The 24,982-nt window shown below is 56.7% G+C and carries 19 protein-coding genes; 15 read left to right on the top strand and 4 right to left on the bottom strand.

Annotated features, from left to right (window positions below; all coding sequences use genetic code 11):
* Nucleotides 1-62: 62 nt before the first annotated feature.
* Entirely contained in the window at nt 63-452 is a 390-nt protein-coding gene (locus tag KHU29_RS22245) for a hypothetical protein (protein WP_246542083.1), read from the bottom strand.
* A gap of 267 nt (nt 453-719) precedes the next feature.
* On the opposite strand from KHU29_RS22245, the gene KHU29_RS15080 reads away from it, so the two are divergent.
* Nucleotides 720-1,253: a hypothetical protein gene (locus tag KHU29_RS15080; RefSeq protein WP_211453593.1), complete on the top strand. Its 534-nt coding sequence runs from the start codon at nt 720-722 to the stop codon at nt 1,251-1,253.
* Entirely contained in the window at nt 1,250-1,582 is a 333-nt protein-coding gene (locus KHU29_RS15075; RefSeq protein ID WP_211453592.1) for a hypothetical protein, read from the top strand. Before KHU29_RS15080 ends, KHU29_RS15075 begins: the two co-directional genes overlap by 4 nt.
* A 53-nt stretch (nt 1,583-1,635) precedes the next feature.
* Here the strand turns inward: KHU29_RS15075 and KHU29_RS15070 are convergent, their stop codons facing one another.
* Complete coding sequence (locus KHU29_RS15070) at nt 1,636-3,807, bottom strand: FUSC family membrane protein (RefSeq protein WP_211453591.1); 2,172 nt, start codon at nt 3,805-3,807, stop codon at nt 1,636-1,638.
* Between the two features lie 349 nt (nt 3,808-4,156).
* On the opposite strand from KHU29_RS15070, the gene kdpF reads away from it, so the two are divergent.
* From kdpF to KHU29_RS15020, 10 genes are all read left to right on the top strand, one after another.
* Nucleotides 4,157-4,246, top strand: coding sequence for a K(+)-transporting ATPase subunit F (gene kdpF / locus KHU29_RS15065; RefSeq protein WP_061534000.1), 90 nt, complete (start codon nt 4,157-4,159; stop codon nt 4,244-4,246).
* Between the two features lies 1 nt (nt 4,247).
* Nucleotides 4,248-6,065, top strand: a complete 1,818-nt coding sequence (gene kdpA / locus KHU29_RS15060; RefSeq protein ID WP_211453590.1) for a potassium-transporting ATPase subunit KdpA — start codon at nt 4,248-4,250, stop codon at nt 6,063-6,065.
* Nucleotides 6,066-6,084: 19 nt separating this feature from the next.
* Nucleotides 6,085-8,175 (top strand): potassium-transporting ATPase subunit KdpB, encoded by a 2,091-nt coding sequence (kdpB, locus tag KHU29_RS15055; protein WP_211453589.1) that lies wholly within the window; start codon nt 6,085-6,087, stop codon nt 8,173-8,175.
* A 14-nt stretch (nt 8,176-8,189) separates the two neighbouring features.
* Entirely contained in the window at nt 8,190-8,846 is a 657-nt protein-coding gene (gene kdpC, locus KHU29_RS15050; RefSeq protein WP_211453588.1) for a potassium-transporting ATPase subunit KdpC, read from the top strand.
* 219 nt (nt 8,847-9,065) lie between these two features.
* The gene (locus KHU29_RS15045; protein WP_211453587.1) at nt 9,066-9,821 is read left to right on the top strand and encodes a TorF family putative porin; all 756 of its coding nucleotides are present in this window, start codon (nt 9,066-9,068) and stop codon (nt 9,819-9,821) included.
* A 110-nt stretch (nt 9,822-9,931) separates the two neighbouring features.
* Nucleotides 9,932-12,712, top strand: coding sequence for a two-component system sensor histidine kinase KdpD (gene kdpD, locus KHU29_RS15040; RefSeq protein ID WP_343216061.1), 2,781 nt, complete (start codon nt 9,932-9,934; stop codon nt 12,710-12,712).
* A gap of 2 nt (nt 12,713-12,714) precedes the next feature.
* The gene (kdpE, locus tag KHU29_RS15035; protein WP_211453637.1) at nt 12,715-13,410 is read left to right on the top strand and encodes a two-component system response regulator KdpE; all 696 of its coding nucleotides are present in this window, start codon (nt 12,715-12,717) and stop codon (nt 13,408-13,410) included.
* Between the two features lie 24 nt (nt 13,411-13,434).
* The gene (locus KHU29_RS15030; RefSeq protein ID WP_211453585.1) at nt 13,435-13,947 is read left to right on the top strand and encodes a cupin domain-containing protein; all 513 of its coding nucleotides are present in this window, start codon (nt 13,435-13,437) and stop codon (nt 13,945-13,947) included.
* A 58-nt stretch (nt 13,948-14,005) separates the two neighbouring features.
* Nucleotides 14,006-14,374: a nuclear transport factor 2 family protein gene (locus KHU29_RS15025; protein WP_211453584.1), complete on the top strand. Its 369-nt coding sequence runs from the start codon at nt 14,006-14,008 to the stop codon at nt 14,372-14,374.
* A gap of 184 nt (nt 14,375-14,558) precedes the next feature.
* Nucleotides 14,559-15,899, top strand: a complete 1,341-nt coding sequence (locus KHU29_RS15020) for an MFS transporter (protein ID WP_246542087.1) — start codon at nt 14,559-14,561, stop codon at nt 15,897-15,899.
* A 356-nt stretch (nt 15,900-16,255) separates the two neighbouring features.
* On the opposite strand, the gene cphA is transcribed toward KHU29_RS15020, so the two are convergent.
* Nucleotides 16,256-18,826, bottom strand: coding sequence for a cyanophycin synthetase (gene cphA, locus KHU29_RS15015; RefSeq protein WP_211453582.1), 2,571 nt, complete (start codon nt 18,824-18,826; stop codon nt 16,256-16,258).
* Nucleotides 18,827-18,895: 69 nt separating this feature from the next.
* Nucleotides 18,896-21,052, bottom strand: coding sequence for a cyanophycin synthetase (locus KHU29_RS15010; protein ID WP_211453581.1), 2,157 nt, complete (start codon nt 21,050-21,052; stop codon nt 18,896-18,898).
* Between the two features lie 291 nt (nt 21,053-21,343).
* Between KHU29_RS15010 and KHU29_RS15005 the strand changes: the two genes are divergently transcribed.
* The 3 genes from KHU29_RS15005 to KHU29_RS14995 all read left to right on the top strand — a co-directional run bounded on the left by KHU29_RS15005 (nt 21,344) and on the right by KHU29_RS14995 (nt 24,719).
* Nucleotides 21,344-23,665, top strand: coding sequence for a cyanophycin metabolism-associated ABC transporter (locus tag KHU29_RS15005; RefSeq protein WP_211453580.1), 2,322 nt, complete (start codon nt 21,344-21,346; stop codon nt 23,663-23,665).
* Nucleotides 23,662-24,132 (top strand): cyanophycin metabolism-associated DUF1854 family protein, encoded by a 471-nt coding sequence (locus tag KHU29_RS15000; protein WP_211453579.1) that lies wholly within the window; start codon nt 23,662-23,664, stop codon nt 24,130-24,132. The genes KHU29_RS15005 and KHU29_RS15000 overlap by 4 nt, the downstream gene beginning before the upstream one ends.
* A 302-nt stretch (nt 24,133-24,434) precedes the next feature.
* Nucleotides 24,435-24,719: a hypothetical protein gene (locus KHU29_RS14995; RefSeq protein WP_211453578.1), complete on the top strand. Its 285-nt coding sequence runs from the start codon at nt 24,435-24,437 to the stop codon at nt 24,717-24,719.
* The last annotated feature ends 263 nt before the right edge of the window (nt 24,720-24,982 follow it).

The following is a 24,982-nucleotide window of genomic DNA, read 5'->3' as shown; positions in this document are numbered from 1 at the left end:
AAGCGTGGCGGAAACGCTGCGGCTGGATTGATCCATCAATTTATTGCACTGTTTTGCGTTGTCTATAGATAGGTGACAGTCATCATGACCGGGCTAAGAGTGGCGCCTGCAGCCGGAGCCTTGGCAGACAGGCCCAGCTGGGTATGTCCCCGCAGGACCATCTGGTAAGAGGTCGCTTCCTCTGTTCCCAACGGTTTGCCATCGCGCGTCAAGGTGATTGTCGTAGCGGCAGGGTTTGCATTGCTGCCAACGCGCTGAAACGAGACAGCGAAGGCGCTGAGATTGTCGCATTGGAGATTCAACTGTCCGGCATTGAAGCTGCCGGTGCTGCACGGCGGCGCGACAATGCGGCCGGAGAATTGGATGGTGCCGCCGTTGGCGCTGGCCATGGCGCTTGAAGCCAGAGCTAACAGGGCAGATGCGACCGCGAGTTTTGATAGGGAGATTTTCATTTTTACTCCATTAAAGACGGGGAAATTCGCAAATGAATTTCCACATGAAAATAATACTACATGGAAATTTCAGATGCATATGCTTTGGTCGTCTTAATCGGGAGAAACTGAATAAGTTTTTTCTTAAAAGTCGCCTACCTCATGTGATACAGGGAAGTGATACAGGGAAGCTGGATGAACGCACAGCTGGAAAAATTTGAATCTGTAGTATGATTTTCAATCGAACGTTGTGAAACGTACAGCCCATTTGGAAGCCGAGAGGAAAGCATGCAAATTGCATCGATGAATATAGCCATTCGTGACGCTCTGGAATCTGCAAAGCGCGTTGAACGAATGTCCTCACCTAAGACTCTCCTCGGCCTTCCCCGATCTATCGCTTTCGTTGGAAACTATTTTCTTTTGCCAAGATTGAAGAAAGCATCTTCTATCGCGGCGGACGTTTGTGGGAAATTAAAAATTTCCGTATTGGAAGTGCGACAAAATACAGATCCCGAACCTATTGATCCTGAAATGATATTGCGGGGCAAGATAGAGGATTTGAAGCAGGTTTTACATGCTGACCGTGGCCAAATCCTGAAAGCCGCTACCGAAATGGCCCGATTTGGCGATGCTGTGGAAAAAATCCATCTTGAACTAAACACGATCCTGGAATTGATGAGTGAGCAATATGATGAAGCAAATCAACTGCAATGGGCAATTGCTGAGCACGACGCAAATTATGCCAAAAGACTGAATGACTATACCGCCCATTCAAAAGAGGAATCTGATCGCCTGTTAGATAAAATTATTGCTTCTGCATGAGCAAGGTAAGGCAGATTCGCGCAGTAAATTATGGCAACCCTATATTTCAAAAAACATTCAGGAAACTCAAGCCAGACGTATTAAAGGAAGCTAAGCGTGCCTTGAGTGAACTCATCTTGCTTGATATTGACAACGCGCCAGCGAAGTTACATCTACACGCTCTAACCAACAAACAAGTTTTATCCGCCTTAGATCAAAATAAAAAAGTTCCTGTGTACTCTATTCATTTGACAACAAATGATACGTACAAAGCTAGTTTTACTTATGAAGAAGAAACGGCGTACATGAGGATTTGCGGCGAACACGACGACGTAGACAAAAACCTGTAGCTTCAGACTAAAACTAAACGACCTAACTTGACCGCTCGCGTTGCATATCGCCGTCATGCCGCCAGAATCCGCCCGATCGCCGCACTGTTGACGGCGATTTTTTCGCTGTCCTGACAGAGTAACTCTACCCGCTGCAGCAGCGGGTGCCACGATGGCCAGCTTTCCGCCTGGGCGCCGGCATCGATCTCTTGCGAGGCGATCGGCACGCCATCGGAGGGTGGCAAGGGGGCGTTCGGATTAAGTACAAGTTCCGCCAGCCCCAAGGTCTTGCCGACCCGTGCAGTCGCCGCATCCAGTTCCAGATTGACCGCTTCATGCGGCATGCCTTCAGCGTTGCGGCGCAACAGCATGCGCAGGGCCGCCACATGCGCCATGACAAGATAATTCTGGACAATGAACTGATTCAGGTTTTCCACCGCGCGATGCTTGCTGACCGGCTCGTCGAGCATGCGCACCAGCGTCGATACCAGTTCGGACATGCTGTCGAGAAAACGCTTGCGGCAGATACGGTAGATGAAGTCGTCCCGCGCCTTGCCTTGCATGAGCTGGTTGCTGGCGTCCAGAAAACGCTGGTTGCTCTTCAGGACATTCCGGATCAACTGCGGCAGCGTGCGATATTCCCAGCTTGGCAAGACGAAGCTGAATGCGGTAGCGATGGCCGCGCCGATCAGCGTGTCGATCAGGCGTTCGCCGATGACATGGCCGCTACTCGGGATCACCAGATTGATTTGCAGCAGTATCTGCATACTGGCGGCGATTGCTGTGTAGCGATACTTGACGTAGATGAATGCCGGCGCCGCCACTGTGGCCATGAATAAAAAGCCGAGCAATGCAATCGGCTCGTGCACGAAGCGCAAGATCAGCGCAGTCGCCACGCACCCTATCAGGGTACCGATCAGGCGGTCGCTGCGGCGCTGCTTGGTCTGGCTGAAGCTGGGCTTCAAAATGATGGCAATCGTCAGCACGATCCAGTAACCGTGGCCGGCGTAGGGCAGGGCATCGGCCGCCAGCAGGCCGCAGGAAATCGCCAGCGCGGCACGCACCGCAAAGCGGAATGTCGGCGAGTGCCAGCGCAGATTGGCAACCAGCACGCCCAACTGGTATTTTTGCTGCGTCAGGAACGGCGTCATGTCTTTGCCCAGCAGTACCGGCAACGGTCCTTGCACGCTTTGCGTGGCGTGGTGCAGCTGGCCGATCATATCGATCGCATCGCAAATTTTGCCGTAGGTGGTGCGCAGGATGTCCAGCGCATCCTCTGACACCTTGCCGGCCAGGCTGTCCTGCTGCAATTGCTGCAGTTCGCTTTCGATCGAACGCCGCTCCGCCTTGTAGCTGATGCTGGCGAATGAGGCGCGCTTGCGGGTGACTGCGTAGGCAATCGTTTCGATATCCTTGGCCGCCTTGTCGACCAGGTCGCGCAGATAAGTCAGGACTTCGGCATCGGCCAGATGCTGGCGCAGGATGGCGTAGTCGGTGTGGGTCGAGAGAATGTGTTCATACAGATCGAACATGCCGAAATGAACCTGCACCAGGATCGCATCTTCCTGGTTCCTGGGATCGCGCAGGATCAGGTCGCGCGATGCCTGCTGCTTTTCCGCCAGCACGATCTGCTGGCGCACCAGGAGATTGAACTGGCTGTTCAGGTCGACATGCATATCGTAGAAATCGGCTTTGATATTGATATAGCGCGCCAGTTCAAACAAGGCTTCGGCCAGCACCTGCTGCTTGATGCGGCTGCGCAGGAACCAGGAGACCACCATCGAGTAGGCCAGATAAGACAGGCCGCCCGCCAGGAACAAGCCGGTATGGAAAAACGCCTGCTCCACGTTCATGGCGTTTTCCATCGACAAAGTCATCACGAACAAGGCGGCAAATTGCAAGGGCATAGCCTTTTTACCGTACACCACCATCATGCTGGCGAGGAAAGTCACTACCACCAGCATGAAGCTCAGCAGCCAGTGAAACGGCGCGCACAAGCTGATGATCAGGGTGACCACGGTGCACAACAGCACGCTCGACAGCATTTCGTTGAATTTGTGGCGCAGCGAACTCGGCAAATCCATCAGGCTGGTCGACAAGGCGCCGATACAAACCGTCATCGCAGTCGGCAGGTCGCTGAACTGCAGCACCAGCATGGTCAGCCCCACCACACCCGTGGCGATCCGCAAACCAGTATAGAAATAATGACTAAAAATAAAGGTGCGCAGATCTAGAGCGTAGTGCATGTAGGTGTCATGGCGTTAGCTGGCGAGGCTGAAAGTGTACCGCGTTTGCCAGCAAAAATTGAGCCGGAAGGTGCAAAAAAGGCATGGAACCTGTTTGTCCTTCAGATAACGGGCTTTCCCTCGGGGCTTTTACGGTTTTTTTACACTTTGTTTACACCCCGATCCAGACTCTTTACGACATTTTTAGAAGCTTCTCTATAGCCTGACGATACCGCAACTAATCTGTGATGAGGGTAATGATGGAGCTGAAGGATCTGGCGATGGACGGAATTTATGTTGGCGCAATCGTGGCGATGTTTGTCGTCACCTGGGCGCTGGCGGTGGGATGCAAAAAATTGGAGAGCCGGCAATGAACCCGTTTTATGTGCTTGGCGCGGTGGTTACTGTCGCGCTGCTGGTGTATCTGGTCGTGGCCTTGATCAAAGCGGAGGACTTCTGACATGACCTCCCAATCCACCATGTTATTGATAGCTTTCCTGGCGGTGCTGCTGGTGCTGAGCTACCCGCTCGGGAAATTTATCGTGCAAGTGGCCGCCGGATCGTCCGATCATGCGCCGGTAACCGGTTTCGGCTGGTTCAGTCGGATCGAGCAATGGCTGTATCGTTGCGCCGGCATCCAGGCCAGGTCCGAGATGAACTGGAAGACCTATGCACTGGCATTGCTGCTGTTTAATACCATCGGCGCGCTGGCGACTTACGCCTTGCAACGTTTCCAACTCTGGTTGCCGCTGAATCCGCAGCATTTTGTGAATCTCAGTTCCGATTCTGCATTCAACACTGCGGTCAGCTTTATCACCAACACCAACTGGCAAGGTTATTCGGGTGAAAGCGCGATGAGTTACCTGACCCAGATGCTGGTGCTGGCAGTGCAGAACTTCTTCTCCGCAGCTACCGGTATCGCGGTTGCCTTCGCACTGATCCGTGGTTTCTCGCGTCACTCTGCACAGTCGATCGGTAATTTCTGGACCGACATCACCCGCACTACCGTGTACCTGTTGTTACCGTTATCGGTGATTTTCTCGGTGTTCCTGATCAGTCAAGGCGTGATCCAGAATTTCGATTCATATAAAGACGCCACCATCGTGCAGCCGCTGACTTATCAGCAGCCCAAAGTCGGCGCTGACGGTCAGTTGGTCAATGATGCCGCGGGCAAGCCGGTGCCGGAGACCATGAATACCAAGGTGCAAACCTTGGCCATGGGCCCGGTGGCTTCGCAAGAGGCGATCAAGATGATCGGCACCAACGGCGGCGGTTTCTTCAACGCCAACTCTGCCCATCCATATGAAAACCCGACGCCGTTGTCGAATTTCATGGAGATGCTGGCCATCTTCCTGATCCCGGCGGCGCTGTGTTTCACCTTCGGTTTCATGGTTGGCGATATCCGCCAGGGCTGGGCGGTGCTGGCGGCGATGACCATCATTTTCGTGATCATGACGGCCGTGGTGATGTACGCCGAGCAGCAATCGCATCCCGGCCTTAGCGCATTAGGCATCGACCAGGCGCATAGCCTGCTGCAATCGGGCGGCAACATGGAAGGCAAGGAAAGCCGTTTCGGCATCAGCGCTTCGGCCTTGTTTGCCGCGGTTACCACGGCTGCGTCTTGCGGTGCGGTGAACGCCATGCACGATTCATTTACGGCATTGGGCGGCATGGTGCCGATGGCGTTGATTCAAATGGGCGAAGTGGTGTTCGGCGGCGTCGGTTCCGGCCTGTACGGCATGCTGGTGTTTGCGATCATGGCGGTATTCATCGCCGGCCTGATGATCGGCCGCACGCCGGAATATCTGGGTAAGAAGATCCAGTCGTTCGAAATGAAAATGACTTCGATCGCCATCCTGGCGACACCAATGCTGGTGTTGGGCGGTACGGCGATTGCGGTGATGGCGACGGCTGGCGTGGCGGGCATCCTTAACCCGGGCGCCCACGGCTTCAGCGAAATACTTTACGCCTTCTCGTCTGCCGCCAACAACAACGGCAGCGCCTTCGCCGGCTTAACCGCCAACACGCCGTTCTATAACGTCATGTTGGCGATAGCAATGTGGTTCGGACGTTTCATCATCATCGTCACGATCCTGGCCATGGCTGGTTCGTTCGCTGCCAAAAAGCGGCTGGAACCTAACTCCGGCACGATGCCGACCCATGGCCCGCTGTTCATCGCGTTGCTGATCGGTGTCGTGGTGCTGGTGGGCGTACTTAATTACGTACCGGCTCTGGCGTTAGGCCCAGTCGTCGAACATCTGCAAATGTTTGCACAATAAGATAAGAAGAAGGAACATCATGTCACGCACCAATCTGACGCTCTTCGATTCCGCGCTCGTGGGCCCGGCCATCGTCGCATCGTTTAAAAAGCTGGCGCCGCAAACGCAATTGCGCAACCCGGTCATGTTTGTGGTTTATATCGGTAGTATCCTGACCACGCTGTTGTATTTCCAAGCGTTGACCGGCAAAGGTGAAGCCAGTCCGGCTTTTATCCTGGCCATCTCGATATGGCTCTGGTTCACTGTTCTGTTTGCCAATTTCGCCGAGGCTTTGGCGGAAGGACGCAGCAAGGCGCAGGCAGAATCGCTGCGCGCCTTGAAGCAAACCGTTTCAGCCAAAAAGCTGGAGCGCGACAGCAAGCCTGAGGGCCAGCTCAGCAACTGGTCGGCAACGCCGGCCAGCAATCTGCGCAAGGGTGATGTCGTGCTGGTAGAAGCCGGCGACGTGATTCCGGTCGACGGCGAAGTCATCGAAGGCGTGGCCTCGGTCGACGAAAGTGCGATCACCGGCGAATCTGCTCCTGTGATCCGCGAGTCCGGTGGTGACTTTTCCGCGGTTACCGGCGGCACCCGGGTGCTGTCCGACTGGCTGGTGGTACGGGTATCGGTCAATCCAGGCGAAGCTTTCCTCGACCGCATGATTTCGATGGTGGAAAGCGCCAAGCGCCAAAAGACACCGAATGAAATCGCCCTCACCATTTTGCTGGTAGCGCTGACTATTGTGTTCTTGCTGGTGACGGTGACCTTGTTGCCATTCTCCCTGTTTAGCGTAACTGCCGCCAAAAGCGGTATGCCGATCACGATCACGGTACTGGTTGCCTTGCTGGTGTGTCTGATCCCGACCACCATCGGCGCCTTGCTGTCCGCTATCGGCGTGGCCGGCATGAGCCGCATGATGCAAGCCAATGTGATCGCCACCTCCGGCCGTGCGGTGGAAGCTGCCGGCGACGTTGACGTGCTGTTGCTGGACAAGACTGGCACCATTACCCTCGGTAACCGTCAGGCTTCGGCGTTCATTCCTGCACCTGGCATCACAGAGCAGCAACTCGCAGACGTCGCGCAACTTGCTTCGCTGGCGGATGAAACGCCGGAAGGGCGCAGTATCGTGGTGCTGGCAAAACAGCGCTTCAATATTCGTGAACGCGAGATGACCACGTTGCATGCCTCCTTCGTGCCGTTCACCGCGCAGACGCGCATGAGTGGCATCGATATCGGCGAATTTGGCAAGATTCGTGCAATCCGCAAAGGTTCGTCGGAAGCGCTCAAGAACTATCTGCAAGAACTGGGGCAGCCGTTTCCAGCCGAAGTCGCCCACAACGTCGACGACGTCGCCCGCCGCGGCAGCACGCCACTGGTGGTGGTGGATGAAGGCGTGGTGATGGGCGTGGTCGAACTGAAGGATATCGTCAAGGGCGGCATCAAGGAGCGTTTTGCCGAACTGCGCCGGATGGGGATCAAGACTGTCATGATCACCGGCGATAACCGTCTCACCGCAGCATCGATTGCCGCCGAAGCTGGGGTCGACGATTTTCTGGCCGAAGCGACGCCGGAAGACAAGCTCAAGCTGATCCGCAGCTATCAGTCGGAAGGCCGGCTGGTAGCGATGACTGGCGACGGCACCAACGATGCGCCGGCGCTGGCCCAGGCTGACGTAGCGGTGGCGATGAACAGCGGCACGCAAGCGGCGAAAGAGGCCGGTAATATGGTCGATCTCGATTCGAATCCGACCAAGTTGCTGGAAATCGTCGAAATCGGCAAGCAGATGCTGATGACGCGCGGCGCCTTGTCGACCTTTTCGATTGCCAACGATATCGCCAAGTACTTCGCGATTATCCCGGCGGCGTTCATCACTACTTATCCGCAGCTTGCAGCGCTTAACGTGATGCGCCTGGCCAGCCCGTCGTCGGCCATCATGTCTGCGGTTATCTTCAACGCTTTGATCATCGTGGTATTGATTCCGCTGGCGTTGAAAGGCGTCAGGTATCGTGCGGTCGGCGCTGCATCGCTATTGCGTCGTAACCTGCTGATCTACGGCCTGGGCGGTATCGTATTGCCCTTTATCGGCATCAAACTGATCGACATGATTCTGTCGGTAATGCATCTGGTGTAATCAGGAGTATTGAAATGAAATCCGCATCTACAACAACACTGTCTACAGCGCCATCGGCAGCTGCAGCAAACGTCACGAAAATCACGTCGCAAGGCGTATTGCGGCCGGCACTGGTGCTGTTCGTCGGTCTTACCGTGCTGTGCGGCGTGATCTATCCGCTGGCCGTGACCGGGATCGGCAAAGTGGCTTTTCCCGACCAGGCGTCTGGCAGTCTGATCGTGCAAAACGGCAAGCTGATCGGCTCACGGCTAATCGGCCAGGAGTTTTCCGCGCCCAACTATTTCTGGGGACGCCTGTCAGCAACCAGTCCTATGCCATACAACGCCCAGTCTTCCGGCGGCTCTAACTTCGGGCCGGGCAATCCGGCGCTGATAGATGCCGTGAAGGGGCGGGTCGATGCCTTGAAAGCCGCCGATCCAGGCAACACGCTACCGATTCCGGTCGATCTGGTGACGGCTTCCGGCAGCGGCCTGGATCCGGAAATCAGCCTTGCTGCGGCCTATTACCAGGCGGGACGCATTGCGCGTGAACGCAAATTGAACGTCGATACCGTGCATAGTCTGATCGATAGTTTAAAGCTGGAGCGCAGCCTTGGTTTCCTCGGCGAGCCACGCGTCAATGTCATAGCGTTGAATCTGGCTCTGGACCGGCAGCATCCGGCCTCAAATTAAGTTCCGTCCCTAATGCCGTTAAGTTAAGCCCCGAACGGTATTCTTTAGATGGACCAATGCTGTCACTCCGTCATCCCCGCGAACGCGGGGATCCATGTTGCACAGTATGGTGGTTAAAATGGATTCCCGCGTTCGCGGGAATGACGTGCCAAGCGCTATAAGCGGTAACCTTGACTTAACGGTATTAAGTCCTCCCCATTTTTCTATCACTTGGAATTCATGAAGAAAATTATCTGTTTTGCTAATCTGGTTACCGTCATCGGCGTTACTGCCTTCATTGCAAACTGCTCGCAGGCGGAGGAGGTGGAGAAGGCCGGTCCCGATAATTCCTTGACGTTCAATGTCGGCGTCGTCTCCGACTATCGCTTTCGCGGTATCTCCCAAACACGTCTGGAGCCGGCTCTGCAGGGCGGCGCAGACTACAGCAATAATCCAACCGGCCTGTATGCCGGCACCTGGCTATCGACGCTTAAATGGGTCAAGGACAGTGGCGGCAACGGCAATATCGAGTGGGATATCTATGCCGGAAAGAAAGGTAATTTCACACAAGACCTGAGCTACGATTTCGGAGTCCTGTCGTATGTCTACCCATCCAATGACCTGAATCCTGATGCCGATACGACGGAACTTTATGGACAGCTTGGCTACGGTCCCGCATATATCAAATATTCGCAGTCGCTGACCAATCTGTTCGGCGCCGCCAACAGCAAGAACAGCGGCTACCTGGACCTTGGCGCCAATGTCGATGTCAGCAACGGTTATACGGTCAATTTGCATGCCGGCCATCAAACCGTCAAAAATAATTCGACATTAAGCTATAACGACTGGAAAATCGGCCTGACCAAGGATTTCGGCATCCTGTCAGGCAGCGTTGCCGTGATCGGTACCGACACCAATAATTACGTCGGGCCGGCGCCGGATCGCAAAAACCTGGGTAAAACGGCGTTGGTAGTATCGGCGACGAAAACGTTTTAACTAGCTTTCAGGATATCGTAGCGCCAGACGGATTCAATCTACCGAATTCAATCTGCATTTTGCGCTACGATTGATATATTGCTATATCGATGGCTTTTACAAGGCAATCAGTGTCTTCACCCTATTCAAACGACGATCTGCGTCCCGATCCGGATGCTCTCCTGGCGCAACTGCAGGTGCAGGAGAGTCTGGCCGGACGAGGAAAATTGCGGATCTATTTCGGCGCCTCGGCAGGTGTCGGGAAAACCTACGCGATGCTCGGGGCTGCGCATAAATTGCATAGTGAAGGCCGTGATGTGTTGGCCGGTGTGATCGAGAGCCATGGCCGGGCTGAAACCGCCGCCATGTTGAACGGACTGGAATTGCTGCCCATGAAGCAGGTCGCGTATCGCGACAAGCAGCTGCCGGAATTCGATCTGGACGCCGCCTTGCGGCGCAAGCCTTCGCTGATCCTGGTGGATGAACTGGCGCATTCCAATGCCGCCGGTTCACGCCATCCGAAGCGCTGGCAAGACGTTGAAGAATTACTGAATGCCGGGATCGATGTCTTCACCACGCTGAATGTCCAGCACCTGGAAAGCTTGAACGACGTGGTCGGCGGAATTACCGGCATCCGGGTTGCGGAAACCTTGCCGGATACCGTGTTCGATGCCGCCGACGAAGTGGTGCTGGTGGATTTGCCGGCCGATGAATTGCTGAACCGGCTCAAGCTCGGCAAAGTCTACAAGCTGCCGCAAGCCGAACGCGCCTCACGTAATTTTTTTCGCAAAGGCAATCTGATCGCGCTGCGTGAACTGGCATTGCGCCGTACCGCGGATCGTTTGCAGGGCGATGTCCAAGCCTACCGGATTGAAAAATCGATAGGCGCGGTGTGGCAGACCGATGCCGCCTTGCTGGCTTGCGTCGGCCCTTCACCAAGCGCAGAACATGTCATCCGCAGCACTGCACGGCTGGCGACCCAGCTCAATGCCGAATGGCATGCGGTATATGTCGAGACGCCAAGGTTGCAGCGTTTTCCGTCCGCCAAGCGCGAACGCATCCTGAAGACGCTCAAGCTGGCGCAGGATCTGGGAGCGACAACCGCCGTATTGGCCGGCAACGAAGTAGCTGCCGTTATGGCCGGCTATGCCCGCAGCCATAATTTTTCAAAGATCATCATTGGCCGTAGCCAGCGCAAGTTTCCCTGGCAGGCTAGCCAATCCGCGCGCATCGCCGCGCTTGCGAGCGACGTCGACCTGATTGAAATCGGCGTGCCGCCGACCGGCGCTGCGGAAAAGCAGGGAGACGCTGCTGGAAAAATCTCGCCGCGCCACGTGCCGATGCAGAGTCGGATCGAATGGTGGGGTTATGCATGGGCGCTTGCGGCATGTGTGCTGGTAACCCTGCTGGCGACGCCGATACTGCCGTTTTTCGACCTGGCCAACATCGTCATGCTGTATCTGTTGGCAGAAGTCTTGATCGCCACCCGTTACGGCCGCGGACCGGCAATCTTTGTCGCGTTGCTGAGTATCGCTTCTTTCGATTTCTTTTTCGTGCCGCCGCGTTTTTCGTTTGCGGTCAGCGATTTCCAGTACTTGCTGACCTTCGGCGTGATGCTGGCGGTAGGCCTGACGATCACCCATTTGACCGCCGGATTGCGCTATCAGGCGCGCATCGCGTCAGACCGTGAAGCACGCTCGCGCGCCTTGTTCGAATTCGCCAGGGCCTTGTCCGGCGTGCTGCAGACCGAGCAGATATTTGAAACCAGCCGGCTGTTCCTGCAACGCAGTTTCCAGGCCAAGACTTTGCTGCTGATACCGGATGATGCCGGCAGACTGCAAATGCCGGCGGTGATACCGGATGACGTGGCGAATGTCGCTACCGCGCTCGACATGGGTATCGCCCAGTGGGCTTTCGACAACGCCAGCAGCGCCGGCATCGGCACCGACACGCTGCCGGCCAGCAGCTATCTGTATCTGCCCTTGGTGGCGCCGATGCGCACCCGAGGCGTGCTGGTGATCTTGCCGCACAGTCGGCGCTGGATCCTGATTCCGGAGCAGCAGCAACAGCTGTACACGTTCGCCACCTTGACCGCGATTGCGTTGGAGCGCGTGCACTATGTCGAAGTGGCGCAGGATGCCTTGGTGCGCATGGAATCCGAGCGTTTGCGCAATTCCCTGTTGTCCGCGCTGTCGCATGATTTGCGCACGCCTCTGACGGCCTTGATTGGTTTGTCCGAGTCGCTGGTGTTATCCAAACCGCCATTGCAACAGCACCAGCAAGTGCTGGCCGGCGCGCTGCATAGCGAAATGCTGCGCATGAGCGCATTGGTCACCAATCTGTTGGATATGGCCAGAATCCAGAGCGGAGAGGTAAAGTTGAATCTGCAATGGCAGCCGTTCGAGGAAGTGGTCGGCAGTGCGTTGCGCGCCAGTGGCTCTGCGTTGCTTGGACATCAGGTGGAAATCCGGGTCGCGCACGAGCTGCCGTTGATTCGTTTCGATGCGGTATTGATTGAGCGCGTGCTGTGCAATTTGCTGGAGAACGCCGCCAAGTACACGCCGGCCGGCTCGCACATCGTATTGGGCGCTGTGGTCAACGGCGGTTTCCTGGCGGTTACCGTGGCAGATGACGGACCAGGTCTGCCGGCCGGTATGGAGGATGCGATATTCGAGAAATTCACACGCGGCGAGCGCGAATCGGCCAAACCCGGCGTCGGGCTAGGGCTGGCGATTTGCCGCGCGATTGTCGAGGCCCACGGCGGCACCATCCACGCCCGCAGCGATCATCTTGGCCAAAGCGGCCAGCGCGGCGCTGAATTCATCTTTACCATTCCGCTCGGGATACCTCCCGGCATGCCCGACCTTGAAGAACACAAACCGAGCGTCGGCGACGACACAGAGAGAGCATGACGATGCAACCGACACCCGTAGCACTGCTGGTAGAAGACGAACCGCAGATCCGGCGTTTTGTCCGCGCCGCTCTGGAGAGCGAAGGCTGGCAGGTGTTTGAAGCAGAGACCATGCAGCGTGGCCTGATCGATTGCGGCACACGCAAGCCGAACCTGGTGATTCTCGATCTCGGCCTGCCGGACGGCGACGGCGTCGATTTCATCCTGGATGTCAGGAAATGGTCGCGCGTGCCAATCATCGTGCTGTCGGCACGGGTCAATGAAACCGACAAGATCAAAGCACTGGATGCCGGCGCCGACGATTACCTGAGCAAGCCGTTCGGCGTCGGCGAATTGCTGGCGCGGGTGCGCGCTACGTTGCGGCGCCAACACCAGCCGCTGGCCGGTGACGATGGCCTGATCCGTTTCGGCGACGTCACGCTTGACCTGCAAGCACGGCTGGTCACCAAGGCGCAACAGCAAGTACATCTGACGCCGACCGAGTATCGGTTGTTGACGGTGCTGATAGCCAACGCCGGACGGGTAGTGACCAATCCGCAGCTGCTGAAAGAAGTGTGGGGGCCATCGCATTCGGAGAGCGGCCACTATCTGCGGATTTATATGGGACACTTGCGGCAGAAACTGGAAGACGATCCGGCCCAGCCAAAACATCTGCTGACTGAAACCGCGGTCGGCTATCGGATTCTGCTTTCACAATAAAGACAAGCCAGTTAGGGAATGACAATGAATAGACCGGAATGCATCAAACACTGGCAGGAGATTCAGGATGCGGATAACTCGGGCTATCCCGGCAGCGCCGAGCTGATGGCGATAGGTTCGCCGTTCGGCCGCGTATTCGGTTTGAATCGCCTCGGTATTCATCACGAAGTGCTGCCGCCCGGGCGCCGTACGTCGTGGCCGCACGCCGAGAAGACGGAAGAAGAATTCGTCTACGTCATTGAAGGTAATCCGGATGTATGGCTGGACGGCCATCTGCATCGGCTGGCGCAGGGCGACGGCGTCGGATTTCCCGCCGGTACAGGTATCGCACATACCTTTATCAACAATACGGACAGCGACGTCCGACTGCTGGTGGTGGGGGAACGCCGGCCTGCCGATAACCAGGTTTATTATCCCTTGCATCCTGACCGGAATACAGGAATCGGTGATCTGTATTGGGCCGGGGCGCCGAAGGATCCGCTCGGTCCGCATGACGGCTTGCCGGATAAATTACGCGAGTCCAACGGGCCGTTCTGAAGCGGGGTATAGTTTTGATTCCTATCCACTTCGTTCCATTACATTACAGGACCATCCCATGCCAGGTCGAGAACATGTTGAAAGCTTCATCGCGTTGGTTGTGCAAGGCAAGTATGTAGAAGCGATCCGGGAATTTTATGCCGAAGATGCATCCATGCAGGAAAACCAGGAGCCGCCGCGCAAAGGAATGCAGTTGTTAGTCGCGGGAGAGGAAAAAGCGCTGGCCGCTTGCAAGGAAATCCGCACGCTGGCAGCCAAATCCTTCCTGATCGATGGTGACCGGGTGGCCATCAACTGGCTGTTCGAAATAGTGGCCCACGATGGCCGCAGTTTCCGGCAAGACGAAATTGCCTGGCAGCTTTGGCGCGGGGACAAGATCGTTGAAGAACAGTTTTACTACGATCCGGGGCAACGCAAGCTGGCCTGACGCCATGCCGTTTCTGCATAATGAACAGGTAGTTGTCGTACATCCTGCCGGCTTTCACGAATAGGTGTAAACTCCTGACCAGACAGATGCAACACTGCGTGCATCTGTCTTTTTGTTTACCTTACGATCATCGGCAGTGCAACGTACTCTTCTCATTCCGCTAATTGTCGCTTGTGCGCTGTTCATGGAAAACATGGACGCGACGGTGATTGCCACGTCGCTGCCAGTACTGGCGCGCGACCTCGGACAAGACCCTCTTACCCTTAAACTGGCATTGACCTCATATGTGGTCGGGCTCGGCGTGTTCATCCCGATCAGCGGCTGGGTTGCCGATCGCTTCGGCGCGCGCACCGTATTCCGTTCCGCCATCATGGTGTTCCTGGCGGGTTCGCTGATGTGCGCCGCGTCCAGCTCGCTGGCGGCATTTGTCGCTGCGCGCTTTTTGCAAGGCATAGGCGGCGCCATGATGGTGCCGGTCGGGCGCATCGTGATTTTCCGTTCGGTACCGCGTACCGAACTGGTCAAAGCCATCAGCTATCTGACGATCCCCTCGCAACTGGGGCCGGTGATCGGTCCGCCGCTGGGCGGTTTCATCACGACTTATTTCCACTGGCGCTGGATTTTCCTGATTAATGTACCTATCAGCATTCTTGGCATGTACCTCGCCAGCCGCTATATCGAGAATTACCGTTCCGACGATTTGCAGCCGCTGGACATGAAGGGTTTTGTCCTGTCGGCAGTCGGCAGCACGCTGACGATGCTGGGCTTGTCGATGATCGATGGCGAGTTGCTGGCGTCGGAATGGGCATTCGCGATGATGGTGCTGGGCGGCTCGACCTTATACGTGTATTTGCTGCATGCGCGGCGCGAGCCGTTCCCGTTGCTGGATCTGCGTTTGTTGCGGATTCCGACCTTCCGCGCCAGCGTGCTGGGCGGTTCGCTGTTCCGGATCGGGCTGGGCGCGGTGCCGTTCCTGCTGCCGCTGGCTTTGCAGATCGGTTTTGGCATGAATGCCTTTCACGCCGGCACCATCACTTGCGCGTCGGCCTTCGGCGCGATCTTCATGAAAGCCATCGGTACGTCGGTCCTGCGCCGTTACGGCTTCCGTTCAGTGTTGATCTGGAACGCGGTGCTGGCCGGACTGGCGCTGGCGTCGTACGGTTTATTTACCCCGGCCACGCCGTATCTGGTGATGATGGCGGTGGTACTGCTGGGCGGGTTTTTCCCTTCCATGCAATTCACCTGCCTCAACACCATGGCATACGCCGACCTGGATAGCGCCGATGTCAGCCGCGCTACCAGCCTGGCCAGCGTGGTACAGCAGATTTCTTTGGGCCTGGGGGTGACCATCGGCGGTCTGGCGGTACACATGTCGAGCCGCCTGCAAGGTCATTCGACCATCGTGGCCGCAGATTTCTGGCCGGCCTTCATAGTCATCGGCCTGTTTTCGATGGCGTCGATTCCGGTAACCCGGCGGCTGCCACTAAATGCCGGCGCCGCGCTAACCGGGCATAAGCCGGCATAGGCAAATTGCAAGACCGGAGTTTTTAAGGTCTACGCGACAAGCAGCACGAACTAACCGCGGTCACAGTCAAGTTTCGCGATAAAACCTGCGAAAGTTGACTCTGACCTTAATGCCGTTAAGTTAAGCCACGAACGGTATTCTTTAGATGGACCAATGCGGTCACTCCGTCATCCCCGCGAACGCGGGGATCCATGTTGCACAGTATGGTGGTTAAAATGGATTCCCGCGTTCGCGGGAACGACGTGCCAAGCGCTATAACCGGTAACCTTAACTTAACGGCATTAGACTCTGACCCCAGATCACTACGTCGTCGGTTCACAACTGAACGGCGAGCACCTGCGCCCCCCCTATTAAAATCACACTTCAGCGATGCGCTTCGCAATGTGCGCCAGCGCTTCTTCCACCTGGTCTACCAGAATCAGGCAAAGATCACCCGGCGACAAATGCGATAACGCGGTATCAATAGCAATAAATTCGCCATTGATTTCTTCAGTCGACGTGGTGCGGCGGGCATTTTGCAAGCCTTCGCGCAACAGGCCGAGCACTTCGCCGTCGGCGCGGCCGCGTTGGCATTGATCTTGATACAGGATCACCTGGTCGAAAGCATCGCCCAGAATTTCTGTCTGGTGACGGATGTCGATATCGCGCCGGTCGCCGGCGCCGCTGATGACTACCGAGCGGCGTTTGGCGGGCATGCTGTCGATGGCCTTTACCAGCGCCTGGATCGCATCGGGATTGTGGCCGTAGTCGGCAATCAGGGTCGCGCCGCGATAGTCGAATACGTTGAAGCGGCCGGGTGCGGTAGCCGCATCGTTGACGAAGGTGCCGAGGCCGGCGCGAACCACATCCCAATCCAGGTCCAGGGCCCAGGCGGCGGCGATGGCAGCCATGGCGTTTTCGATCTGGAAGCCGATCGTACCGTTACGGGTCAGCGGGATATCATGCAGCGCTATCCGATATTCTTGCTTACCCTTGGCAGCGACAATGGCATTGCCGTCCTGGTACACCACCCGATGCCCCTGCGCGCGATGGGTAGTCATCAGCGGATGATGGAAATCGTGGGCGAAATAGGTGATCGACCCAGGGCAGGATTTGGCCATGCTGGCGACCATAGGATCGGCCGCGTTCAAGACTGCGTGCCCGCCGGGGGAAACGTTTTCGACGATTACGCGTTTGACCACGCTCAAATCTTCGACCGTGCTGATATAGCTCAAGCCGAGGTGATCACCCATGCCGATATTGGTGACCACGGCGACATCGCAGCGATCGAAGCCCAGGCCTTCACGCAAGATACCGCCGCGTGCAGTTTCAAATACGGCTGCATCGACGTCTGGATGCATCAACACATTACGGGCGCTGCGCGGACCACTGCAGTCGCCGGTGTCGATGCGTTGCTGTTCGATGTATACACCGTCGGAATTGGTCATGCCGACGCGTAATCCTTTGCGTCCCAACAGGTGGGCGATCAGGCGCACGGTGGTCGTCTTGCCATTGGTGCCCGCTACCGCTACCAGCGGGATGCGGCCATTATCGCCGCTGGCGAACATGGTCGACATGATAGCAGCGCCTACTGCGCGGCCCTTGCCGTAGGAAGGGCTGATGTGCATGCGCAAACCAGGTGCGGCGTTGACTTCCACCACGCCGCCTTCTTGTTCTTCCAGCGGTTGATGGACGTTGTTGCAGACTACATCGACACCGCAGATATCCAGTCCCACCATTTGTGCCGCAGCCACTGCACGCGCCGCCATTTCAGGATGGACGTCCTCGGTGACGTCGGTCGCCGTGCCGCCGGTGCTCAGGTTGGCGTTGTTGCGCAAGACTACGCGCACACCTTGCTGCGGAATCGAGTCGGCTGTGTAATGTTGCTTGGCCAAAGTTGCCAGGGCGATCGCATCGAAGCGGATCTTGGTCAGGGAGGTTGCGTGGCCGTCGCCGCGCAGCGGGTCGCTGTTGACTTGCTCTACCAGCTGGCCGATAGTGCGCACGCCATCGCCGATGACTTGCGGCGGATCGCGGCGGGCCGCGGCCACCAGCTGATTCCCGACCACCAACAGGCGGAAATCGTGACCGGGCAGATAACGCTCGACGATCACTTCCGAACAGATATTGGCGGCGACTTCAAAGGCCGCCATGACTTGCTCACGGGCGGTGATATTGACTGCCACTCCCTTGCCTTGATTGCCGTCGCGCGGCTTGAGTACCACCGCGCCGGCGATTTCCTGTGCGGCTTCCCAGGCTTGTTCGGCGCTGGTGACAACCCGGCCCATAGGTACTGGCACGCCGGCCGCATTCAACAATTTTTTAGTCAGGTCTTTATCCTGCGCGATCGATTCGGCGATGGCGCTGGTGTGGTTGGTTTCGGCAGCCTGGATGCGGCGTTGCCGGCTACCCCAGCCGAACTGCACCATGCTGCCGCCGGTCAGGCGGCGGAACGGAATCCCGCGCATGACAGCCGCTTGCACGATGGAGCCGGTGCTTGGGCCGAGGCGAATGTCTTCGTCCAGTTCCTTCAGGTTAGCCAAGGCGCTGACGAGATCGAACGGCTGGTCTTGCAGCGCTGCCAGGCATAGTTCCTGCGCCAGCTTGAACGCCATCTTGCCGACTTCTTCTTCGGTGTATTCGACGATCACTTGATAGACGCCGGCTTCCAGGGTCGGCACGGTGCGGCTGAAGGTCACAGGGCATCCGGCTTCCGATTGCAGTCCGAGCGCAGCAATTTCAAGCGCATGCGCCATCGACACGACCTCGTTCTTGCCGCTGGTTTGCAAAAAACCCATCTGCGGAAACCGTTCACGCAGCTTGGCTTCAAAGCCGGTAATGCCTGCAATGGCGCGTTCGGCCTCGGCGCAAGACACGATGGCTTCGATAGCGGTATGTCGACTCCACAGATTGGGGCCGCGAAGTACTCGGATACGTGATACGTCCATCAACAAGTTTTCCTATTAATACTAATGACAGAAGTAGGGTGGGCACGTTTTTGTGCCCACCCTACATTTTTAAACCATCTCGAAAGTCTCTATCCCTGCACGTATCAAGTCGTGAGAGATATCCAGCGCCCATGCGGCAGCAACCGCCGCCAGCACATTTTCAATCTGGAAGCTATCTTTGTTGCGCGCAATCAGCGGCACGGTGGTGATGTCGGCCAGCAGCATTTCGTTTTTGCCGATCGCCAGCATGATCTGGTCATTGCGGACAAAGACTGCGCGCCGGTTTTGTTCAAGCTGCTCTGCAATCACCGGCAGGGTAGCGTCGATGCCAAAGAAAATCACTTCACCGTCGCACAGCGGCGCCATGCCTGCCACCAGCGGATCGGCGGCGTTCAGCACCGCGACGCCGCTCGGCAAGACGACATCGACCTGGGTCCGCGTGACTTTCACCATTTCCTCGGCATCGGCGATGTAGTACTGCGGCGAGCTGTCGTCGGCCGCAATGTTGGTGACGACGCCAACCTGGCAGCGATCGTAGACCAAGCCTTCCGACAAAATGGTGTCATGGCTGTTCTCGAACACTGCCGCGTCGACCGCACGGTTGATCAGCACACGCTGCGCCGATTCCCAATTGGCGCGGTCGCCTTTTTCAACTTGCCGTTGCGCGAAATACAAACCGTCGCCGCAAGCCAAGCCGACATGGTGGCCGCTCAAATGGAGTTGCCAGGCAATCAGGCGCGAGACCGTGGTTTTACCATGCGTGCCGGTGACGCCGACAATCGGGATGCGGCCATTGTCAGCTGCCGCAAACAAGTGTTCGATGATGGCTCTGCCGACCGGGCGCGCCCTGCCTTGCGCCGGTTTGAGATGCATCAGCAGGCCAGGGCCGGCATTGACTTCGACGATAGCGCCGCGCTGTTCTTCCAGCGGCCGAGAAATATCTTCCGCCACCAGGTCGACACCGGCAATATCCAGGCCAACCACGCGTGCTGCCAGCGAAGCCGCCGCGGCGACGCTCGGGTGGACCAGATCGGTGACGTCGATGGAGACATTGCCGTTACGTTGGATTAATACTTGCAGGCCTGCCGCAGGAATCGATTCACCGGTAAAGCCTTGCCGTTCGAGTTCGACCCGTACCACAGGCTCTTCGTCCAGCAACACCGGGCTAAGCGGGCACTCTTCAAGTTCGCCACGGCGCGGGTCGGAATTGATCTGGTCATCGATGAGTTGCCGGATTGTCGAAGTGCCGTCAGCGGTAACCGATAGCGGTTCGCCGCGCGCAGCTGCGGCCACCCGGCCACCTACAATCAATAGCCGATGTTCATTGCCGCGAATGAAACGTTCGACAATCACGCTGCTGCCTTCTTGCAATGCGAGCTCGTAAGCGGTTTCGATTTGGGCGCGGGTCTTCAGATCGGTGAATACGCCGCGGCCGTGATTGGCGTCAGAAGGCTTGACGACCACCGGCAAGCCGATATCCTCGGCCGCTTCCCAGGCTTCGGCGGCGCTGTCCACTAGCTGGCCTTCAGGAATCGGCACGCCGCAAGCCTGCAGCAAGGTTTTGGTCAAGTCTTTGTCGCTAGAGATGCTTTCGGCGATGGCGCTGGTCTGGTCGGTTTCCGCGGTCCAGATACGGCGCTGGCGAACGCCATGGCCGAGCTGGACCAGATTGCCTTCAGTCAGGCGGAATGAGGGGATGCGCCGTTCGTCCGCTGCTTCGACGATGCAGGCCGTGCTTGGCCCCAGGCAGCGCGAATCCACCATGCTGCGCAGTTCAGTGATGCTGGCGTGGACGTCGAATGGTTTGTCTTCAATTGCAGCCATCACCAGATCGCGGGCAGCGTGCAGGGCGGCGCGGGTCACCTGTTCATGGCGCGCGCGGACTGCCACTTTGTAGACGCCGCGCACCGAGGTGCTGCGCGCCTTGCCGAAACCGCCCGGCATGCCAGCCAGGTTTTGCAGTTCCAGTGTGACGTGTTCCAGGATGTGGCCGGGCCAGGTGCCGTCTTGCAGCCGCTGGACAAAACCGCCGCGTTCGCCGTAGCTGCAGCGATGCTCGATCAGGGAAGGCAACCAGCTGGTCAGGCGCTGGTTAAAGCCGGGCAGGGTATTGGACGGGAAATCTTCCAGTTCGCCGATGTCGATCCACGCCTCAAGGGTTGATCGATACGTCCAGATATTTGGTCCGCGCAGCGACATGATACGGAGGATTTCAATGTTTTTCATGAGTGAGCAATGAGGCTATGCAATAAGGCTTATGAAGCGTGAATGCTGAATTTTTGCTTATATCGGTTTCAACACCCTGTAGCTAGCTGTAACGCGCTAAACCGTGAATTGGTTTACAGAGAGTTACCAAATAGTGAAAAGATATGTTTAATTGGTAACGAAAAGTAACATTTCTGAAAAACACGATAGGATATAATACTTGCGGCAGACGATGTGCGCCAATTAAGGCGATTTCACACAAAATTCCATCCGGTCCGTGTAAAAATATACGGGCCACACCATGCCGTTCAGATGAAAAGCAACCCTAGCAATCCATTATCCCCTGTGCCTACCACCGGTATTTATTTGTCCCATATCTTGACCGCTTCCCTGCGTGCTGAAGTGACAACGTTGCTCGCTCCTGCAGAGGAAGTGCTGGCGTCGTTGGAAGTCGACCTCAATGCGTCACTGCATTTTGCGCACGGCGTCGTGCTGCTCACCAACCGCCGCGTGCTGGCAAAAATGGACGAAGACAGCAGCTGGAGCGAATGGGCCTACCGGCCGGGTTTGACGCTGGGCCATCATGATCATGCCGGCGTCGGCAGCCTGGAATTGCACGATGAACAACAGCGGCTGGCTTGCTGGCGCTACACGCTCGGTCTCAACCTGGAAGCGCTGCGCCTGATTAAAGTCTTCGAGCAGCAGCGCGACGATCATCTGGCGGGACATGCTGCGTTACGCGAGGAGCAGGCAACTTGCCCGCAATGCAAAGCGCCGTTGCCGCCGGATAGCGATGAATGCCTGATTTGTCCCGAAAAAGGTGAAGCGCCATCGTCAACCTGGGCCTTGTTCCGGCTGGCGCGGTTTGCCAAACCATACAAAGGCATGCTGGCGCTGGGTTTTATCCTGATGCTGATTTCTACCGCTGCCACCCTGGTGCCGCCTTATCTGATGGGCCCCTTGATGGACAACGTGCTGATCCCTTATCAAAACGGCAAGCCGATCAATCACGACCTGGTCAAGTTGTACTTGTCCGGTTTGCTGGCTTCCGCCTTGGTGGCCTGGAGCCTGGGTTGGGCCCGTACCTACATCCTGGCGTTGGTCAGCGAGCGCATCGGCGCCAATTTGCGCACCACCACGTATGAACATCTGCTGCGCCTGTCGCAAGAGTATTTCGGCGGCAAACGCACCGGCGACCTGATGGCCCGCATCGGTTCCGAAAGCGATCGTATCTGCGTCTTCCTGTCCTTGCATCTGCTGGACTTTGCGATTGACGTACTGATGATCGTCATGACCGCCGTGATCCTGTTCTCGATCAATCCGTGGCTGGCGCTGGTGACTCTGGTGCCGTTGCCGTTCATTGCCTGGATGATCCATCTGGTACGGGACCGGTTGAAGCACGGTTTTGAAAAGATCGACCGTATCTGGGCCGAGGTAACCAATGTGCTGGCCGACACCATTCCGGGGATTCGCGTGGTCAAGGCGTTTGCCCAGGAAAAGCGTGAAGCCACGCGTTTCCGCGATGCCAACCAGCACAACCTGCTGGTCAACGACCGGGTCAATAAAATCTGGTCCCTGTTCTCGCCGACGGTGACTTTGCTGACCGAAGTAGGGTTGCTGGTGGTCTGGATTTTCGGTATCTGGCAAGTCTCGAAGAATGAAATCACGGTCGGTGTGCTGGCCTCGTTCCTGGCTTACATCAGCCGTTTCTATACCCGTCTTGATTCGATGAGCCGGATCGTTTCGGTAACGCAAAAAGCCGCAGTCGGCGCCAAGCGCATTTTCGAAATCCTGGATCATGTATCGAGTGTGCCAGAGCCGGCCAACCCGGTGCATCTGGAGCACGTGAAAGGCGCCATCGAATTGCGCAACATCGGTTTCCGTTACGGTAACCGGGCCGTGATGCGCGACGTCAACCTGACGATTGCACCGGGCGAGATGATTGGCCTGGTAGGGCATAGCGGTTCCGGCAAGAGCACGCTGGTCAATCTGATTTGCCGGTTTTACGATGTGTCGGAAGGGTCGATACGGATTGACGGCGTCGATATCCGCTCGATGCCGATCTCGGAATATCGCCGCAATATCGGCCTGGTGCTGCAAGAGCCGTTCCTGTTTTTCGGCACGATTGCGGAAAATATTTGCTACGGCAAACCGGAAGCTACGCGTGAAGAAATCGTTGCCGCCGCGCGTGCCGCCCATGCCCACGAATTCATTTTGCGCTTGCCGCAAGGTTACGACTCGCTGGTCGGCGAGCGTGGCCAGGCGTTGTCCGGCGGCGAACGCCAGCGTATTTCGATTGCGCGCGCGTTGTTGATCGATCCGCGCATCCTGATCATGGATGAAGCCACCTCGTCGGTCGATACCACTACGGAAAAAGAGATCCAGAAAGCACTCGACAACCTGGTGCAAGGCCGCACCACGATTGCGATTGCCCATCGTTTGTCGACCTTGCGCAAGGCCGACCGGCTGGTGGTGCTGGATCGCGGCCAGATTGTCGAAGTCGGCAGCCATGACGAGCTGATGCTGCGCGAAGGCGCTTATTATCGTCTTTATCAGGCGCAGTTGCGCAATGTCGACGCCGAGCCGACGCTGGTCGATGAAGACAGTGCAGACAGTGATGAAAGCGTCGCATGACAACACATGATTTCAAACTAAGCCGCAACACCTTTGGCCGCCTGGTATTCACCAGCGCGAATGGCGACGTGCATGAAGGCGTGGTGCCGGTACGTGCTTTTCCTATCGGCGCGCCGGATGACGGCATTTCCCTGGTGAGTGCCGATGGTCAGGAGCTGGCCTGGATTTCACGCCTGACGGATTTGCCGGATGCGACCCGGGTCATCGTCGAAAAGGAATTGGCGAGCCGTGAATTCATGCCGGAAATCCGGCGGATTCAACGGGTGTCGAGTTTCACCGCACCCAGCACCTGGTACGTAGAAACCAATCGCGGCGATGCTTCTTTTACGCTGAAAGGCGAAGAGGATATCCGTCGAATAGTGGCGACTAGTTTATTGATCGCCGACAGCCATGGCGTACAGTTTTTGATACGTGACACGCAAGCCCTGGATAAGGCTAGCCGCAAGATTCTGGACCGGTTTTTGTAGTCGGTGACGGCCCTTGCTGGCCGCGCGCCTAGAGTTACGTAACGACGTGCTTCATCGACTAACCAGCGACAATTTACTCTCAACACTCTATGAGTCTATTTGCGGGCCCGGCATTTGCGCACATTGCAGTCGTCATTGTCATGCTTCTCGGCATAGTCGTGATTGGAGTCCTTTACATTCTCACGCTGTACAAGTGTTTGAAATCAATTAGCCCCGAAAATAGGGCGCTCCCTCCATGGAGGGTATGGCTATCGTGTGTTCCTATATTTGCATTTTTATGGCATTACATTTTGATGTTCAAAATGGCAAAATCCTTGCACGCCGAAAATCTTCAACGCAATATCAAGATACAAAAAATTGATATAGGGCGAGATACCGGCATTATTTTCGCAAGCGTCAGCTTGTTATATACGTTTATTCCGCAGCAAAAGATGTTTCTCGGACTGTTTGCCAGCATGTGTTGGATAGTTCACTGGGTAATTGTATGTCAGCAAGTTAATCAACTACGGGTTGGGGATGCAACAGGATCGATTAAGTCGGTGGCAGAAATTGACCATAGCTCCCCAAATCAGACTGCTCTGGAATAGATAGGTCAAGAGGCTAATCTGCCACTGGACCGGTTTTTGTAGGGTGGGCACCTATGCCCACGCGGACGGTTGCGCTTCAGCGTGGGCAAAAAAAACCGCCCACCCCACAAATTAAAACTGCTCGCCGCCCCCAGGTAACGTAAGCGCTGAATTAAGCACACGGCCACTGGCGTGGACATGGCGCTGGCCGAGTTAGCCAGCGGCTGTCGCGTTTTGCGGCTGGAAGTTGAACGGCAGCAGGTCCATGACGTCGGCATCCGGCT

The organism is Collimonas antrihumi (assembly GCF_018304965.1).
Lineage (GTDB): Bacteria > Pseudomonadota > Gammaproteobacteria > Burkholderiales > Burkholderiaceae_D > Collimonas > Collimonas antrihumi.
Note: the sequence above shows the minus strand (reverse complement) of the source record. Positions and strands in the feature narration are given on the sequence as shown.

Excerpts from the sequence above, each read along its gene's own strand:
- KHU29_RS22245 (WP_246542083.1), bottom strand. The coding sequence starts at position 452 with ATGAAAATCTCCCTATCAAAACTCGCGGTCGCATCTGCCCTGTTAGCT.
- KHU29_RS15080 (WP_211453593.1), top strand. The coding sequence starts at position 720 with ATGCAAATTGCATCGATGAATATAGCCATTCGTGACGCTCTGGAATCT.
- KHU29_RS15075 (WP_211453592.1), top strand. The coding sequence starts at position 1,250 with ATGAGCAAGGTAAGGCAGATTCGCGCAGTAAATTATGGCAACCCTATA.
- KHU29_RS15070 (WP_211453591.1), bottom strand. The coding sequence starts at position 3,807 with ATGCACTACGCTCTAGATCTGCGCACCTTTATTTTTAGTCATTATTTC.
- kdpF (WP_061534000.1), top strand. The coding sequence starts at position 4,157 with ATGAACCCGTTTTATGTGCTTGGCGCGGTGGTTACTGTCGCGCTGCTG.
- kdpA (WP_211453590.1), top strand. The coding sequence starts at position 4,248 with ATGACCTCCCAATCCACCATGTTATTGATAGCTTTCCTGGCGGTGCTG.
- kdpB (WP_211453589.1), top strand. The coding sequence starts at position 6,085 with ATGTCACGCACCAATCTGACGCTCTTCGATTCCGCGCTCGTGGGCCCG.
- kdpC (WP_211453588.1), top strand. The coding sequence starts at position 8,190 with ATGAAATCCGCATCTACAACAACACTGTCTACAGCGCCATCGGCAGCT.
- KHU29_RS15045 (WP_211453587.1), top strand. The coding sequence starts at position 9,066 with ATGAAGAAAATTATCTGTTTTGCTAATCTGGTTACCGTCATCGGCGTT.
- kdpE (WP_211453637.1), top strand. The coding sequence starts at position 12,715 with ATGCAACCGACACCCGTAGCACTGCTGGTAGAAGACGAACCGCAGATC.
- KHU29_RS15030 (WP_211453585.1), top strand. The coding sequence starts at position 13,435 with ATGAATAGACCGGAATGCATCAAACACTGGCAGGAGATTCAGGATGCG.
- KHU29_RS15025 (WP_211453584.1), top strand. The coding sequence starts at position 14,006 with ATGCCAGGTCGAGAACATGTTGAAAGCTTCATCGCGTTGGTTGTGCAA.
- KHU29_RS15020 (WP_246542087.1), top strand. The coding sequence starts at position 14,559 with ATGGAAAACATGGACGCGACGGTGATTGCCACGTCGCTGCCAGTACTG.
- cphA (WP_211453582.1), bottom strand. The coding sequence starts at position 18,826 with ATGGACGTATCACGTATCCGAGTACTTCGCGGCCCCAATCTGTGGAGT.
- KHU29_RS15010 (WP_211453581.1), bottom strand. The coding sequence starts at position 21,052 with ATGAAAAACATTGAAATCCTCCGTATCATGTCGCTGCGCGGACCAAAT.
- KHU29_RS15005 (WP_211453580.1), top strand. The coding sequence starts at position 21,344 with ATGAAAAGCAACCCTAGCAATCCATTATCCCCTGTGCCTACCACCGGT.
- KHU29_RS15000 (WP_211453579.1), top strand. The coding sequence starts at position 23,662 with ATGACAACACATGATTTCAAACTAAGCCGCAACACCTTTGGCCGCCTG.
- KHU29_RS14995 (WP_211453578.1), top strand. The coding sequence starts at position 24,435 with ATGGCAAAATCCTTGCACGCCGAAAATCTTCAACGCAATATCAAGATA.